Origin of the sequence: Streptomyces jeddahensis (genome assembly GCF_001642995.1) — a bacterium.
GTDB lineage: Bacteria > Actinomycetota > Actinomycetes > Streptomycetales > Streptomycetaceae > Streptomyces > Streptomyces jeddahensis.
This window is the reverse complement of the sequence record NZ_LOHS01000061.1, coordinates 1-15340: the sequence shown is the minus strand read 5'-3', so window position 1 is coordinate 15340 and position 15340 is coordinate 1. Positions and strand designations below refer to the sequence as shown.

Annotated in this window: 13 protein-coding genes; 6 read left to right on the top strand and 7 right to left on the bottom strand. The window is 70.9% G+C overall.

Annotated features, from left to right (window positions below; genetic code table 11):
• Positions 1 to 83: 83 nt before the first annotated feature.
• Entirely contained in the window at positions 84 to 2666 is a 2583-nt protein-coding gene (locus STSP_RS09910; RefSeq protein ID WP_067274893.1) for a non-ribosomal peptide synthetase, read from the bottom strand.
• 410 nt (positions 2667 to 3076) lie between these two features.
• On the opposite strand from STSP_RS09910, the gene sbnA reads away from it, so the two are divergent.
• On the top strand, positions 3077 to 4057 hold the full coding sequence (gene sbnA / locus STSP_RS09905; RefSeq protein WP_067274890.1) for a 2,3-diaminopropionate biosynthesis protein SbnA: 981 nt from the start codon (positions 3077 to 3079) through the stop codon (positions 4055 to 4057).
• Here sbnA and STSP_RS09900 read toward each other — a convergent pair.
• Positions 4012 to 4737 (bottom strand): 4'-phosphopantetheinyl transferase family protein, encoded by a 726-nt coding sequence (locus STSP_RS09900; RefSeq protein WP_078067032.1) that lies wholly within the window; start codon positions 4735 to 4737, stop codon positions 4012 to 4014. The genes sbnA and STSP_RS09900 overlap by 46 nt on opposite strands.
• Before the next feature lie 94 nt (positions 4738 to 4831).
• Between STSP_RS09900 and STSP_RS09895 the strand changes: the two genes are divergently transcribed.
• Positions 4832 to 5803, top strand: a complete 972-nt coding sequence (locus tag STSP_RS09895) for a TAXI family TRAP transporter solute-binding subunit (RefSeq protein WP_232789571.1) — start codon at positions 4832 to 4834, stop codon at positions 5801 to 5803.
• A gap of 21 nt (positions 5804 to 5824) precedes the next feature.
• On the opposite strand, the gene STSP_RS09890 is transcribed toward STSP_RS09895, so the two are convergent.
• The 4 genes from STSP_RS09890 to STSP_RS09875 all read right to left on the bottom strand — a co-directional run bounded on the left by STSP_RS09890 (position 5825) and on the right by STSP_RS09875 (position 10773).
• Positions 5825 to 7198, bottom strand: a complete 1374-nt coding sequence (locus STSP_RS09890; RefSeq protein ID WP_067274885.1) for a HAMP domain-containing sensor histidine kinase — start codon at positions 7196 to 7198, stop codon at positions 5825 to 5827.
• A complete protein-coding gene (locus tag STSP_RS09885; protein WP_067274882.1) occupies positions 7195 to 7923 on the bottom strand; it encodes a response regulator transcription factor in 729 nt (242 codons plus the stop codon). Before STSP_RS09885 ends, STSP_RS09890 begins: the two co-directional genes overlap by 4 nt.
• A 91-nt stretch (positions 7924 to 8014) precedes the next feature.
• Positions 8015 to 9415 (bottom strand): MFS transporter, encoded by a 1401-nt coding sequence (locus STSP_RS09880; protein WP_067274879.1) that lies wholly within the window; start codon positions 9413 to 9415, stop codon positions 8015 to 8017.
• Positions 9416 to 9735: 320 nt separating this feature from the next.
• Positions 9736 to 10773 (bottom strand): hypothetical protein, encoded by a 1038-nt coding sequence (locus tag STSP_RS09875; RefSeq protein WP_067274876.1) that lies wholly within the window; start codon positions 10771 to 10773, stop codon positions 9736 to 9738.
• Between the two features lie 514 nt (positions 10774 to 11287).
• On the opposite strand from STSP_RS09875, the gene STSP_RS09870 reads away from it, so the two are divergent.
• The 3 genes from STSP_RS09870 to STSP_RS09860 all read left to right on the top strand — a co-directional run bounded on the left by STSP_RS09870 (position 11288) and on the right by STSP_RS09860 (position 13555).
• Entirely contained in the window at positions 11288 to 12334 is a 1047-nt protein-coding gene (locus tag STSP_RS09870; RefSeq protein WP_198547302.1) for an RCC1 domain-containing protein, read from the top strand.
• An 84-nt stretch (positions 12335 to 12418) separates the two neighbouring features.
• Positions 12419 to 12976, top strand: coding sequence for a hypothetical protein (locus tag STSP_RS09865; protein ID WP_078067029.1), 558 nt, complete (start codon positions 12419 to 12421; stop codon positions 12974 to 12976).
• Positions 12977 to 13555 carry a signal peptidase I gene (locus STSP_RS09860; RefSeq protein WP_067274869.1) on the top strand — a complete coding sequence of 193 codons (579 nt, stop codon included), beginning with the start codon at positions 12977 to 12979 and terminating at the stop codon, positions 13553 to 13555.
• 133 nt (positions 13556 to 13688) lie between these two features.
• Here the strand turns inward: STSP_RS09860 and STSP_RS09855 are convergent, their stop codons facing one another.
• Positions 13689 to 14585 carry a ketopantoate reductase family protein gene (locus STSP_RS09855; protein ID WP_067274866.1) on the bottom strand — a complete coding sequence of 299 codons (897 nt, stop codon included), beginning with the start codon at positions 14583 to 14585 and terminating at the stop codon, positions 13689 to 13691.
• A gap of 50 nt (positions 14586 to 14635) precedes the next feature.
• On the opposite strand from STSP_RS09855, the gene STSP_RS09850 reads away from it, so the two are divergent.
• On the top strand, positions 14636 to 15241 hold the full coding sequence (locus STSP_RS09850) for a CGNR zinc finger domain-containing protein (protein ID WP_107441251.1): 606 nt from the start codon (positions 14636 to 14638) through the stop codon (positions 15239 to 15241).
• The last annotated feature ends 99 nt before the right edge of the window (positions 15242 to 15340 follow it).

Below are 15340 nucleotides of genomic sequence, written 5' to 3'. Positions count from 1 at the left end.
TTCAGTGGTGCTGGCTGGCGGTGGTGCTGGTCGGGATGTCCGTGGGGTCGTGGAATCCGTGGTGTCGAGGAAGAGGCAGGGGGTCACGCGGTGACCGGCTGTGCGGTCGGCTGCCGGCGGGTGGGCGCCTCCAGGAGCCGGGCCAGGTCCGTGAGGACCGGGTGGCGGGTGATGTCCGCCAGGGACACCGCGCGGCCCAGGCTGATGGCGAGTTTCACGGCCGCCAGCGAGGTGCCGCCCAGGTCGAAGAAGTGGTCGTGGCGTCCGATCCGGCCCTGCGGGATGCCGAGGATGCCCGCCCACGCGGCTGCGAGCCGCTGTTCGGTGGGCGTGCCGGGCGCCTGGACGTCGTCCTCGGCGGAGTGGAGTTGAGCGGCCAGGGCCGTCAGGGTCTTCCGGTCGATCTTGCTGTTGGCGGTCAGCGGGAGGGCCTCGCGCCAGTGGACTGCCGAGGGGACCATGTACGCGGGCAGTGCGGCGCCCAGCCGGTCCAGCAGAACGCCGGTGTCGAGGGGCTGCGCGGAGGAGTAGAAGGCCACCAGGTGCGCGCTGCGGTCGGGCCGTTCGGCGACCACCACGGCGCTGTCCCGGACACCGGGCACCTGCAGCAGCGTGTTCTCGATCTCGCCGATCTCGATCCTGAAGCCGCGGATCTTGACCTGGGTGTCGCGGCGGCCGAGGAACTCCAGCTTGCCGTCGGGCCGCCAGCGGCCGAAGTCACCGCTGAGGTAGAGGCGTCGGCCTGCACGGTGGGGGTCACGCAGGTAGGCGGGCCGGGTGCGCTCGGGGTCGTTGACATAGCCGCGGCCGACACAGATCCCGGAGAAGGCGATCGCGCCCGGCGCGCCGAGCGGCACCGGGTTCAGGTGCTCGTCGACGACGTAGACGTGCACGTTGCCGACCGGCCGGCCGAGCGGGACCCGGTCGCCGTCGGGTGCGCGGTCCATGATCTCGTGGTTGGTGTCGTCCGAAGTCTCGGTCAGGCCATAGGCGTTGACCAGCTTGACGTGGCGCTTGGCGGTGAACCAGCGCTGGGCGAGCTCCTTCTTCAGCGCCTCGCCGGTGACCGATACGTACCGCAGGTCCGGCAGTCCGCGCGGGTGCTGCTCCAGGTAGGTCAGGACGACTTCGAGGTACGACGGCACGACCTGGAGTACGGAGACCCCGCCGCGAGCGACCTTGTCGACGAACCGCTCGACATCCAGGATCACCTCCTGCTCGACCAGCAGCGTCCGCCCACCGACCAGCAGGGCGGAGACCAGTTGCCACAGCGAGATGTCGAAGCACTGGGGCGCGGTCTGGGCGACCACCTGACCCTCGGCGATCTCCAGGTCGTCGATCTTGGCGTAGAGGTGGTTGAGCATGCCGTCGTGCTCGCACATCGCGCCCTTGGGCTCCCCGGTCGAGCCGGAGGTGAAGTAGATGTAGGCCAGCTGGTCCGGCGCGACGGCCACGCCGAGGTCGCACGTGGCGTGGCCCTCCTCGTAGGCGGTGTCGGTGAGCAGAGTCCGGACCGCCGGCATCGACGCGAGGGCTGTCTGGAGGGTGCGGGTGCTGGCGAGTTCGGTCAGCACCAGCCTGCACTCGGAACGGGCGAGCATGGCCTTGATCCGTTCGGCAGGCAGATGCGGCTCGATGGGCAGGTACACACCGCCCGCCTTGAAGACCGCCAGGACGGCGGCCAGCCAGTCCAGGTTGCGGTCCATCACCACCGCGACGACGTCTTCGCGGCCGAGTCCTCGCGCCAGCAGGGCGCGCGCCAGCTGGTTGGCGCGGGCATTGAGCTCCCGGTACGTCCACTGCTGGTTGCCGTGCACGGCTGCGATCGCGTGCGGGTTGTGCCGTACGCGCTGCTCGATCAGCTCATGGACCCGGGCGTCGGGCAGGCCCCGGTCCGGCCCGGCAAGCCCGTCGAGCTGGAAGCGCAGTTCCTCCGCGGACAGCAGGCTCTGCCGCGCATGCTCTGCGTCCGGGTCGGCGGTGATCAGGGCGAGCGCGGTGAGGTGGTAGCCGGCGACGCGGGCGGCGTACTCGGCGTCGAGGACGTCGGTGCGGTAGCGCAGCCGCAGCGTGAGCCGGCCGTCGTCGTGGCGCACGATGCTCACCCGCAGCACTGCGTCCGTTGCCGACTCGCCGTTGTCCGCGGTCGACTCGCCGTTGTCCGCGGTCGGCTCGGAGCTGGCGCCGGCCGCATCGCCGTCGGCGCCCGTCGCATCGAGCACGGTGTCGAAGAGTGGTTCGGCCAGGTCGAGTTGGCGCCTGAGGTCGTCGACCGGGTAGTGCCGATGAGTGAGCAGCTGCGAGGCGATCTGGTGGGTGTGCAGCAGCAGAGCCCGCCACGAGTCGGGTCCGGTCGTCAGCCGGCATGGCAGCGGTCGGCCCTGGCCTACGCCTCCGGCGATGTAGCCGGTGGTGATGTCGCGTTCGCCGGTCAGCGCGGCCAGCACCTTGGCATGCGCGGCAAGGATCACGGAGCTCAGCGGCACGGCCAGGTCGTCTGCCAGCCGGCTCAGGGCTGTCGCGTGGCTGACGGAGATCGCTGCGTGGTGCTCGGCGATCGGACCGGCAGCCGGCTCCCGGGTCCAGCGCGGAAGTGGCGTGAAGCCGCCGGATGCGGCCAGCACACCGTGCCAGAAGTCTCGGCCGGCGGACGTGTTGATTGCCATCGGGGTCGGTCCTTTTGCTCGGGTTGTGATGTGGCGAGGGGCGTGGAGCACGGGGCTGACGGGGCGCCCGCCTCTCCAGTACGCCCGGCCCGCATATCCGCGTCACGCCGCTGAATTTCGTCACTTGACACCACATACCGGGAGCGGTAATCGGAGTCGCCCGGATATTGCCGATCTTCGTTGTTCTGTAGTCGCGGCCGTCCCGACTCGCCTCGAATATCAACGACCGCGCTCCTTTACGCCTCATCGCAGCCCCTGTCAAGCCCCGAGATCCGGTGGCATGACAGGAACTCGCTGATCTCGCGTACTGGAGGAGTCCGAAAGACGTCGCCTCCGCAGGCGACCTCTTCTCTCAGCCGCACGCATCACGGAGCGGCACGAGATGTTTCAGCGAAGATCGGGAGGCGATCGTGCCGGTCATTTCCACCCCGCAGGAATTCAATGAGGACGACCTCTACGTCGATCTCGAGGCGATCATCGGCCAGCGGCTTTTCCTGAAATGCGAAGGATTCAATTTCGCCGGCTCCATCAAACTCAAAGCCGCCGCCGCAATGGTCGAGGCCGCTGAACGCGACGGCCGGCTCACCAAGGACTCGATCCTCGTCGAGTCCTCGTCCGGCAACCTGGGAGTGGCCCTGAGCATGATCGCAGCCAGTAAGGGCTACCGGTTCGTGTGCGTCACCGACGCCCGCTGCAACCTGCCCACCCGGCTGCTCATGGAAGCCCTGGGCAGCCAGATCCACATCATCACGGAGCCCGCCGCCGACGGCGGTCTGCTGGCCGCGCGCCTCAACCACGTCCGCGCGCTGTGCGCCTCAGACGACCGCTACGTCTGGCTCAATCAGTACAGCAACCCCAACAACCACATGGCCCACTACCGCACCACCGCCCCCGCCATCGCCCGCCGCTTCCCGGACCTGGACGTCCTCTTCGTCGGCGCCGGCACGACGGGCACCCTCATGGGCTGCGCGCGCTATTTCCGCAACTGGCACAAGCCCGTACACATCGTGGCCATCGACAGCGAGGGATCCGTCACCTTCGGCGACACCCCAGGGCGGCGCATGATCCCCGGCCTGGGCACGAGCGTCCGTCCGCCGCTGCTGGACGAGTCGTACGTGGACGAAGTGATACACGTCAACGAAGCCGACACCATCCGCACCTGCCACCAGCTGGCGCGCCGCGGCTTCGTCTTCGGCGGCTCCACCGGCACCGTCGTCAGCGGCGCCGCCCGATGGCTCGCCGAGCACTCGGGGCACCACCGGCAGCCGACCGCAGTGACCATCGCCCCCGACCTCGGCGAGCGCTACCTCGAAACCATCTACCAGACCAACTGGGTCCAGGGCCTCTACGGCGACGACGTGCTCGCCCGGACGGCGACCGCGGCGGCGTAACCGTCGCCCACGGCCACATCCCCGATCGTCCAGCCCGGCACCGTGGCCGGGGCTGCCGTCGCCGTCCCCAGGTAGTCCAGTGACATGGCGCGGCCCAGCCCCGTGCCCAGGCCCTTCAGGTAGGCCTCCTTGCGCGCCCAGACCCGGGCGAAGGCCGTGGGTCTGTCCACCGCCCGGAGCGCGCTCAGCTCGGCGCTCTCCCGCGGATGCAGACAGGCCCCGACCTCATCGGCCGCGGCAAGGTCGGGGACCGCCTCGATGTCCACGCCCACCGGCGTCGCGGCGAAAGCCAGCAGGCACAACCCGCCGGTGTGGGACAGCGAGAAATGCACGGGATTGCCGGGCACCACAGGGCGCCCGTGCGGCTCCCCGCACATCGGGCACGGCAGCCGCTCCAGCGGAACATCGGCGGGCGGCACACCGAGATACGCGCCCAGCAGCAGACGCAGCCCCACATGCCCCGCCAGATAGGTGTCCCTGTCCCGGGCCTGCCGGAACGCCGCCGCGCGCTCCGTCTCGTTCCGGTCCAGCACCGCATGGGCCAGACGGGCCACCACCGTCCTGAAGGCCTCCGCCCGCACCAGCCACACATCAGGCCGGTCCCCCGTCACCGACCCCGTCAGCGGCTGCGCCCACCCTCCGTCGCGCAACTCCAGCGGGCGCCACACCACACCAGCCATCACACACGCAGGATACGAACGTCGCCGCCGTGCACCACTCGGTCACTCGCCGCCCGGCCGCAGCGTTCCGCCGCATGCCGGTTACCCTTCGGCGGTGACCAGCGCAGAGGTGAGCCGCCGACGGGCACTCAGGGCCGGGCTCGGCGGTGTGGCGGCGACGCTGCTGTCCGGGTGCGCCGAGGATTCCGGTCCGGTACGGCGGCTGCGGGTGGCGACCGGGCCGCGCGGCGGGCCGTACAACGCGTTCGGCAGGGCGCTGGCCGGTGCGGCGGCCGCGAGCGGGCACCGACTGGAGATAGTTCCGGTGGGCACTGCGGCGAGCGTGGACAATCTCCGCAGGCTGGAGGACGGCTCGGCGGAGCTGGCGCTGGCCATGGCGGACGCATCGGAGGACGCCGTGCTGGGCCGCGCACCGTTCTCCCGGCCGGCCGGGGTCACCGCCCTGGCCCGTATCTATGTGAACTACACGCATCTTGTCGTCCCTGCGGACGGCCCGGTGCGGTCGGTGGAGGAGCTGGCCGGCCGGCGGGTCGCGACAGGCTCGGCAGGATCCGGTGGAAATGTGCTGGCGGGCCGGCTGCTGCGGGCGGCCGGGCTGACCGACGGCCGCTCACCGGTGCAGGAGCGCCGGCTGGGCCTCGAGGATTCAGCCGACGCGCTGCGCGAGGGCAGGGTCGACGCGCTGATGTGGTCCGGCGGCGTGCCGACACCCGCACTGTCGGCTCTCGCGCGGGAACTGCCGCTGCGGTTTCTGCCGCTCGACGGGTTCGTGAGCGCGCTGCGCGAGCGCTACGGTCCGGTCTATGCGGCGGTCACGCTGCCGTCTGGGGCGTACGGGCTGACGCAACCGGTCGCCACCATCGGGATCGGCAACTACCTGATGGCCCGTGCCGATGTGCCCGGTCCCGCGGTGCGTGAGCTGCTCCACGTCGTGTTCGACCGGTGGCAGTCGCTGCTGCGAGGGGTGACGGCGGGGGCCCGGCTGGAGCCGCGGTTCGCGATCTCCACCGGCCGGGTGCCGCTTCATCCGGGCGCGGAGGCGTACTACCGCTCCGTGTACGGCTGACGCCGACGGACGGCGGAGCGGTCACGCGGAAGGCAGCCGGAGTTCCACGGCCAGTCCGTGCGGGCTGCGGCTGCTTGCGCCGAGCCGGCCGCCGCTGATCCTGGCGATCTCGTCGGCGATGGCGAGCCCCAGTCCGCTGCCGGCGACGTTCTGGTGCTCGGGGGACCGGGCGAAGCGCCGGAACAGCAGGGGCACCTGGTCGTCGGGGACTCCCGGGCCGTCGTCCGCGACGGAGACGACGATCTGCCCGTCCGTGGCGGGTGCGGCCCGCACCTCGACGTGGCCGCCGGGAGGGACGAACTTGGCGGCGTTGTCGAGGAGCGCGTCGAGTATCCGGCCCACCGCGTCAGGCAGTGCCCGTGCCCGCAGTCCCTCGGCGATGTCGGGGATCAGTGTGGTACCGGCGCTCTCGAGCACGGGCGTCCAGGCCGCGACGCGTTCCTGTACCGCCTGGGACACGTCCTGGTCCGTGACCGTCGCCGTTGCGGACTCCACGCGGGCCAGGGCGAGCAGGCCGTCGAGGAGTTCCTCAAGGCGTTCCGCCTCGTCCAGGGCGCGGCTGTGCTCGGCCCTGCCGGGGCCCGGGGCGATGTGCGGTTCGACGTTCTCGAGCTGCAGCACCAGGGTGGCGAGCGGGTTACGCAGCTGGTGGGAGGCGTCGGCGACGAAGTCGCGCTGGCGGGCGATGGAGTCGGCGACGGCCTCGGCCATCGTGTTGAAGTGGCGTCGCAGGCGGCGTATCTCGGGTGGTCCGGTGTCGGAGACGGCGCGCGCGTGGAGGCTGCCGGCGGCCAGGTTCTCCACGGCCCGGTCGAGGTCGCGGACCGGGCGCATCAGCCACCGGGTGATGCCCGCGGCGACCAGGGCCGCGGCCGCGAAGGCGGCGATCGCCCCGCTGGTGATCAGCGACCAGCGGACGGTGACGTCGCGGCGGGCAGCGTCGGTCGGTACGGACAGCAGGACGGCGCCGCTCACCCGCTCGTCCCGCCCGACCGGTTCAGCGAGCACGACGGTGTCCGGCCCCCAGGGGCGCACGGTCGGCAGGTGTTCGGTGGAGCGGCCCGTGAGAGCGCGGCGCCGGGCGTAGTCCGCCTCCGAGTCCGTGGCACCGGGGTCGGAACCCGCCCGTGCGATGGTGCGGCCCGTCGTGTCGACGACGGCCACTCCGGCTCCGTACAGCTCGGCGTAGCGGCGGATCTCGGCGAGCAGTTCCAGCCGGTCGGGGCCGGTGCGTATCCGGTCGGCGAGATCGGCGAACCGCACGGCGTCGGAGCGCCGCTGGAGCAGCAGGTGCTCGGTCCGCCCTCGGGCGTAGGCGTCGGCGAGGGGCACGGAAAGGAGCAGCGTCGCGGCGCCCATGAGCACCATCAGCACGGCGAGGAGTCTGCGTCTCATGGCGCGCCGCCCCGCTCGCCCTCTCCTCCCTCGCGGGCGGGCGGGGAACCGAGCTGGTAGCCGAAGCCGCGGACGGTGCGGACCAGGCCGGACCGGCCGGTCTTGGCGCGGATGCCCGCCACGTGCACGTCCAGGGAGCGCGATGCGGCGAGGAAGGCGTCGCCCCAGATCCGGTCCAGGATCTCCTCGCGGGAGTGCACCTGATCGGGCCGGGCGGCGAGGAACGCGAGCACGTCGAACTCGCGGCGGGTGAGCCGGACCTCCTCCCCCGCCACCACCACGGTGCGGCCCGCGAGGTCGATCTCCACGTCGCCGGTGCGGACCGGCTCTCCTGTACCGGCGGTACGGCCGGTGTCCGTACCGCCGTGCGCGGTTCCCGTCCGGCGGCGCACGGTATCGATACGGGCGATCAGCTCGGCCATCCGGAACGGCTTGACCACGTAGTCGTCGGCGCCCGCACGCAGCCCCTGCACGATGTCGCGCTCCTCGCAGCGCGCGGTGACCACGATGAGCGGCGCGTCGCAGACGGTGCGCAGCCGCCGCAGGAGCTCGAGGCCGTCCAGGTCGGGCAGGCCGAGGTCGAGGAGCACGAACTCGGCCTCGCGTACGTGCCGCAGGGCGTCCAGGGCCCGGCCGACCCTGCGGACGGTGTGCCCGCGCTGGGCCAGGGCGGTGCCCAGGGCATGGGCCATGCGGTCGTCGTCCTCGACGAGCAGCGCGTGCATACCGGCTTCCTACTGACGCTTGCGGCCCTCGCGGGCCTGGTGACCTGGGCCGCAGCTTACGGAAAGCCGCCGGTCCAGGTCACCGCCGGGGTCAGCGCCCGAAATCCGCTGTGGCCGCTGCCGCCCGAACACGGGCTTCGGCTGAGCCGGTGTCGGCTGCTCCCGAGTCGGCGCCTTCTTCGGCTTCTTCGGCCCGGCTCAGCGCGGCGTGCCGGGTGTCCGGCATCAGCACGTACGTCACCAGGGAGACCAGCGCGCACCCGGACACGTACCAGAAGAACATCGTCTCGTGACCGCTGTCCTTGAACCACAGCGCCACGTACTCGGCCGTGCCGCCGAACAGGGCGTTGGCGATCGCGTACGGCAGTGCCACGCCGAGGGCGCGCACCCGGGTCGGGAAGAGCTCCGCCTTCACGGCGGCGTTGATGGAGGTGTACCCGGTGACGATCACCAGGGCCAGCAGCGACAGGCCCAGCGCCGGCCAGTACGAGGAGGCCGACCCGAGGGCGGTCATGATCGGATACGTGCCGACGGTGCAGCCGACGGCGAAGGTGATCAGCAGCGGACGGCGCCCGATCCGGTCCGAGAGCATCCCGGCGAAGGGCTGCAGCACGGCGAACACGGCGAGCGCGGTGAAGCTCACGAGCGTGGCGGTGTTCTTGGACATGCCCGCGCTGCCGATCAGGTACTTCGTGAGATAGGTCGTGTACGTGTAGTACGCGACCGTGCCGCCGAGGGTGAGCGCCATGACCAGGCCCGCCTGGCGCCGGTGCTGCCACAGTGCCTTCAGCGTGCCGCGCGTGTTGTCGTCGCCGCCCGCCTCACCGGACGTCTCCTCGGTGAACGCGTCGGTCTCCGTCAGCCGGCGCCGGATCCAGAACACCACCACGGCGAAGAGCGCGCCGAGCACGAACGGGATGCGCCAGCCCCAGCTCTCCAGCTGGGCGGTGGTCAGCGTGCGCTGCATCGCGATCAGGATGCCGAGGCCGAGCAGTTGGCCGCAGGTCATCGACACGTACTGGAAGGACGAGCCGAGGCCGCGCCGGTTACGGGCCGAGGCCTCGGTCAGGTAGGTGGCGCTGGCCGCGTACTCGCCGCCGATGCTCATGCCCTGCAGCAGCCGCGCGAGCAGCAGCACCACGGCACCGAAGTAGCCGGCCTGGCCGTAGGTGGGGGCGACGGCGATCAGCAGGGCGGCCACCGACATCATCGTGACGGTGAGGGTGAGCGCGCTCTTGCGTCCGTGCCGGTCCGCGGCGCGGCCGAGCACCCAGCCGCCGACCGGCCGCATCAGGAAGCCGACCGCGAAGATTCCGGCTGTGTTCATCAGCTGGGTCGTCGGGTTGTCGCCGGGGAAGAAGGAGTCGGCGAAGTAGATCGCGAAGCTGGCGTAGACGAACCAGTCGTACCACTCGACGAGGTTGCCCAGCGATCCGCCGACGAGGGCGAGGCGGCGTTTCGCGCGGAGGTCCCCGGGCGGTGTTCCGGGCATGGCGGCAGCAGAGGACATGGCGGCTCCAGTTGGAAAGTCCCTCATGGGAGACCCAGGAAGGGCCCATGAGGTGGGGGAAGGGCCCTCGCCGGGTAACGAAGTGCGGCATGAGCATGCGGGCGGCCGCCTTGCCCGTACAAGGTCCGGCACGGAGATCTAACGTCCCGCTAAGAATCGCGCACGTCCGTTGCCGCTCCGCGTGCTGACGACACGTGCTCAGCGATCGGCGACCAGTCGGCGTCGATACCGAGCCGGCAGGGCAGGCGCGTGGTCGGCCCGAAGGCGTTCCAGCCTCACCATGTTCGGCGCTCTGTCCGCCCCTACTCTGTGATGTCCGGGTTGCCGGCCAGGATGTCCTCGGTCGTCTGCCAGAGCCGGGGGAGGCATCCGGTGACCTCCCCAGCCCGGTCGAGGAGGTCACGGGTCGAGCTGATGCCGAGGTCGGCGACGGCTGCCTGGAAGGCCGGGGCGAGGGCTTCGTGCAGGTGGGGAGCGTCGGTGGCCAGGATGGTGTGGCAGCGGGCGAAGGTCGCGATGATCCAGAAGACCGCCTCGTGGTGGTGGCCCGCGTCGATGAGGGCCTGGCTTCCCTCGATGGCGATCGGCCGCGCGACGGGGCTGATGTCGCTGCTGAAGAAGAACGGCGTCTTCGCCACGTGGACGGTGGCGTCGAACGTCGCTGCGAGTTCGTCGAGATGATGCTGGACGCGCTGCGCGGACAGGTGCGAGCAGCCGAGAAGGCCCAGAAGGTCCGGGTAGAGGCCGAGATGACCGTAGTCGGTGAGGACCTCACGAGCGGCCAGGTAGCGCAAGCGGACGGTGGGGTTACGCAGGGCGGCGACGAGGAGCACGTGGCAGGTCACGCCGGTGGGGAACAGCCAGGCGGTGACCTGCTCGTGGAACGGCGCCGAGGTGACGATCGCGGCGAGGCGGGTCTCGATCCGGTGGCGGGCGTCCTGGCATCTGCGGAGGACCCAGGGCCGGGCGGCGAATCGGGTCGAGACGTGCTGGTGCAGCTCGCGCAGACGGCCGGTGGGGTCATCGATGATCGCGCCGGTACGGAAGTTGCCGGCCAGGTGGTACGACGCGAGGACGTCGTCGGCGGAGGCGAGCTGCGCCCAAGGCAGGTGGCTGACTTCCAGCAGGGCGCCCCGGTAGCGGAGCTTGCCTGGTTTGGCCCGTGGCGGGTCCTGGGCCGTGACGACGAAAAGGTCGATGTCGGAGGACGGCGGCAGCTCGGCGTCGTCCGGCAGCCCGACGGTCGAGCCGCAGAAGTAGGCGCCCCGGAAGCCGGCATCGGATGCGGCGTACTCAGAGACCCACTGGACCGCGGCAGCACGTGCCGGCCCGACCTTCACAGCCCGCCTCCTCGCAGGAGTGCGATCTGCCCGGGCGAAAACCTGTTGCCATGGTCGGCCCTCAACGCCCCTCCTCCCCGACCAGCCGCCCTCCGGGCACTACCCGGCAGCGTACGTCCTGGTGATCACTTGCGTTCGCCCCGGTGATCGTCCAGACGGAGGCTACTTCCCCTATGCCGCTTCCCCAGAATTCCGGCGCGCAGCAAGGCTTTCCGGAAGTGAACCCCATTCGCGTCCCCCGAACAGTGGGAGCCCGAATGAACGCTCCGCACGCCGATGGCTAAAAGTCGTGGTCGAATCCGCCGAAGCTGACGGTGTGAGAGTTCTGCTGCGCTTCCTCCGACGTGCCGGGATGCGTGCCGACAGCCGCGGTGGAGTGGGGGTCAGACCCCTGGCGGTGCTGTTGTGTGCGGGCATGGGAATGTCGACGCTTGCCATGGTTCCAGGGGCTTCCGCAGAACAATCCGGCAGATCCACCTCGGTGGCGATCGCGAAGTCGGCCGAGGAATTCGGCTTGGGAAACCTGTACGCGTGGGGGGACAACTTCGCGGGGCAGCTGGGTCTCGGGGACAAGACCGACAGGTCGAGCCGTACGCAGGTGGGCACCTTCAACGACTGGCAGCGGGTGTCCGTCGGCCCCAACCACTCGTGCGCCGTCCGCCGCGACTCGCTGTGGTGTTCCGGGATGAACAACTACGGCCAGCTGGGGCTCGGCGACAACACCCAGCGCACCACGCTGACACAGGTCGGCATCAGCACGACGTGGGCGGCGATCGCCGTCGGTGAGACCCACACCTGCGCGACCCGGGCGAGCGGAACCCTGTACTGCTGGGGCAGGAACAACACCGGCCAGCTCGGCCTGGGCGACACCGTCAACCGGAACACTCCGGTCCAGGTGGGCACCGCATCCGACTGGGTGGCCCTCACGGCAGGGTTCGAGTACACCTGCGGCATCCGGCACGACCGCACCTTGTGGTGCTGGGGGCGGAACACCTCGTATCAGCTCGGCCTGGGCGACAACGTCAACCGCAACGTCCCGACCCGTGCGGGCACCGCCGCCTGGGCCGACATCGCCGCCAGCTATACCCACACATGCGGCGCGCGGACGGACCAGACGCTGTGGTGCTGGGGAGAGAACACCTACGGCCAGCTCGGCCAGGGCGACAACGTGGACCGCACCAACCCGACCGAGGTCGGCACCGGCGCCGACTGGGCGTCTGTCGCCGCGGGACGCCTCCACACCTGCGCCACCCGGCTGAAGGGAACGCTGTGGTGCTGGGGACGCAACGCCAACGGCCAGCTCGGGCTCGGTGACACGACCGACCGCAACAGCCCCATGCAGGTGGGCACCGCCACCCTGTGGGCGACCGTCTCGGCTGGCCGGGCGCACACCTGCGGGGTACGCGTCGGGAACAACGTCTCCTGCTGGGGAGGCAACGCCGACGGACAGCTCGGCCTGGGCGACACGACTCCCCGCAACACACCCACCGTGGTTCCCGGCCTCAAGGCCCGCCCGATGAGAACAGGTTCCAACTCCTTCAGCAACCTGTCGGTCGGATGAGGCCACCCATTCACCCCTCACAGAAGGCAGAAGGGAGCCACCACGGACATGCGGAAATCCCCGCTCACGTTGGCAGCCTATGTAGTGCCTGTTCCGATCGGTCTCGTTCTGAGCGGCGCGCTGGTCTGGCAGGCGTCCCACGCCGCGTTCTCGGGACGGACGACCAGCTCCGGGACCTCCTGGACCGCGGGCTCAGTCAACCTGACCAACGACAGCGACGGCCAGCCCATGTTCAACCTCACGAACATCACGCCGGGCGACACGGGCACGAGGTGCATCGCCATCACGTCCCAGGCGACCAGCCCGACGAACATCAAGCTCTACACGTCCACGGCCAACCCGCCCGCCAACGACATCAGCCCCTACATCAACGTGACCGTCGAGGACGGCACGGGCGGTTCCTTCGACTCCTGCGACGGATTCACCCCCGCCGGCGCCACCGACTACACCGGCACCCTCGAGAACCTGACCACCACCCGCACCAACTACGCCAACGGCATCGGCCCCTGGGCGCTCACCGGAAACCCGCCAGAGACCAAGACCTTCCGCGTCACCTGGACGTTCAGCGCCACCGCCCCCGACTCCACCCAGGGCGGCTCCACGCCCAACGTGAACTTCACCTGGGAAGCCCAGACCGTCTAGATGTCCCTCAGGTCCTGGCTGCGGCTCCTCACGGTGATCGTGGCGCGCATCGGGCTCAGCACGGCGGCAGGCCTGCTGATCTGGGCACACGCGCCCGGCCTGGTACTCGGCTGGCACGCGACCGTCGTCCTCGGCGGCTCGATGCGGCCGCACCTGTCGCCGGGAGACGTCGTCGTGTACCAGCCGCTGCGCGGCCGCACACCCAAGAGCGGCCAGGTCGTCGTCGCGGTCGACCCCGCCAGGCCGCCGCGTCTGCTCGTCCACCGCGTCGGCAAAGTCCTCCGCGACGGGAACCTGATCACCGCGGGCGACAACAATCCCGCCGTCGACTCCACGCCCGTACCGCCGTCCTCGGTCCTCGGCCTCGGGCGCCTGCGCGTGCCCGAGCTCGGCCTGCCCGTGGCGTACTGGCGGCAGGGCGACTACGGATTCGTGGTCGCCTCGCTCGCCGCCCTGGCCGTCATGACGCGGCTGGCGGCGATCAGCCCGGTACGACCGGACCGGGGCGGCCACGCCCCACCGGACGGACATCCGTCGACGCCCTCGGATCCAACCGTGGCCGCCCCAACCGGACGCTGACCGTGCAGGCAAAGGGCTGGCCAGGCCGTGACGTCCCTCCACCGCATATCCATGGTGCGACCGGCATGCGGCCAGGCACGCACGCGCGCTGATCGTGGCGAGTCGGTCTTCGTCGTTGCGCCCGCAGCCCGCCTCAGCCGCCGGCCAGTTCGGCTACCAGCCGGGCGGTGGCGGGAGTGGCGAGGTCGTGGGCCTCGGCTGTGCGGAGTACCGCGCCGGCGATGGCGTCCAGCTCGATCGAGCGGCCGGCTTCGGCGTCCCGCTGCATCGACGACTTCATGGTGGCCGGAGCACGGTCGAAGAAGGCCAGGACCGCGTCGGCGTCGGCCGGCGCGCCCGTGGCGCGTGCGACGGCGGTGATCTCGCGGATCACGGTGAGCAGTTCCTGCCGCTGTTCGGTGCGTACGCCGCCGATGTCCGTGCGGTGACGCGTGGTCAGGAGGGCGAAGGGCGCGAGGAAGACGAGCTTGTCCCAGAGCATCGCCGTCTCGTCGTCGCGGAGGGTCACGTCGAGGCCCGCCCCTCGCAGGTGCTCAGCGAAACCGTCGAGGCGGTCCCGCAGCGCGGTGTGGCCGGCCAGTTCGACGGCGGCGAAGGGGCTGGTGTGTTCGATCTGCCCGGGTGCGACTCGGGTGGCCTCCACGCGGATCGTGGCGGCGGCCACCTGCTCGGCGGGGTAGCGCTCGCGGAGGAGGTCGAGGTGTTCGATGCCGTTGAGCAACGGTACGACCAGTCCGGAGCCGAGGGCGTCCCTGTCGACGCGGTCGAGCGCAGGGGCAAGCGCCGTCGCCTTGACCGTGATCAGGCAGGCGTCCACCGGCTCTCGTAGAACGGTGTCGGCCTCGACCGGCAGGGTGAATTGCCCGTAGCGCCCGCTGCGGACGGTGAGGCCGTCCCGCCGCAGGGCATCCGCCGTGTCCTGTCCGGCCAGGCACAGCACACGGTGTCCCGCACGGGCGAGGAGTGCGCCGATGAGCCCTCCGACCCCGCCGGGTCCCAGCACAGCGACCGTGAGACGTGACGTGCTCATGCTTCCTCCTGCTTCGGCCTTCCTCATTCGTCACGAGTTATACTCGTGACGTGATCGAGCGCGCAACCGTCGACGAGCCGACCGCTGCCGACCTGGAGTTCAGATTCCGCTCCGGACGGCTCTGCCTGGACTTCGCCGGCACACTCGGCGCGCGGTGGCGCGACGGCGGCTACGAGCGCCTGCGGACGCCCGCCGACCTGGCGCGCTGGTACATCGAGGCCGGGCTTCTCGTCGAGCCGGTCGAGGTCACGGCGGCCGCCCTCGCACGGGCGCGCACCGTGCGCGAGGCCGTCTACCGGGCAGCCAAGGCGTTGATCGCGGGCGGCTCCCCCTCTCCGGCGGACGAGGAGACCATCAACGCCGCCGCGGCCGAGCCTCCGCTGATCCCCCGCATGCACGGCAGAGCTGCGACACTCGCCGCCCCGGTCGACGGTGCCGAGGGGGCCGCCCTCAGCACCCTGGCGCGGGACGCCATCGGGCTGTTCACGAGCCCGGAGGCCGAGCGCATGAGGGAGTGCGAGAGCGACGCGTGCTCACTGCTGTTCGTCGACCTCAGCCGCCCCGGCAGGCGCCGCTGGTGCTCCAGCACCGCTTGCGGCGGCAAGGAGAGGGCCGCCAACTACCGGGAGCGGCAGCGGAGTCTGCCCCGCCGCTAAGCGCTCCGCTCGAGGTGCCGCGATATGCCGTCGATCGTCTGCGGCACCATCGCGGCTGGTCGCGCAGTTCCCCGCGCCCCTTTGGGGCGCTGCCGAACC

Excerpts from the sequence above, each read along its gene's own strand:
- STSP_RS09900 (WP_078067032.1), bottom strand. The coding sequence starts at position 4,737 with ATGGCTGGTGTGGTGTGGCGCCCGCTGGAGTTGCGCGACGGAGGGTGG.
- STSP_RS09885 (WP_067274882.1), bottom strand. The coding sequence starts at position 7,923 with ATGCACGCGCTGCTCGTCGAGGACGACGACCGCATGGCCCATGCCCTG.
- STSP_RS09880 (WP_067274879.1), bottom strand. The coding sequence starts at position 9,415 with ATGCCCGGAACACCGCCCGGGGACCTCCGCGCGAAACGCCGCCTCGCC.
- STSP_RS09910 (WP_067274893.1), bottom strand. The coding sequence starts at position 2,666 with ATGGCAATCAACACGTCCGCCGGCCGAGACTTCTGGCACGGTGTGCTG.
- STSP_RS09860 (WP_067274869.1), top strand. The coding sequence starts at position 12,977 with ATGTCCCTCAGGTCCTGGCTGCGGCTCCTCACGGTGATCGTGGCGCGC.
- STSP_RS09890 (WP_067274885.1), bottom strand. The coding sequence starts at position 7,198 with ATGAGACGCAGACTCCTCGCCGTGCTGATGGTGCTCATGGGCGCCGCG.
- STSP_RS09855 (WP_067274866.1), bottom strand. The coding sequence starts at position 14,585 with ATGAGCACGTCACGTCTCACGGTCGCTGTGCTGGGACCCGGCGGGGTC.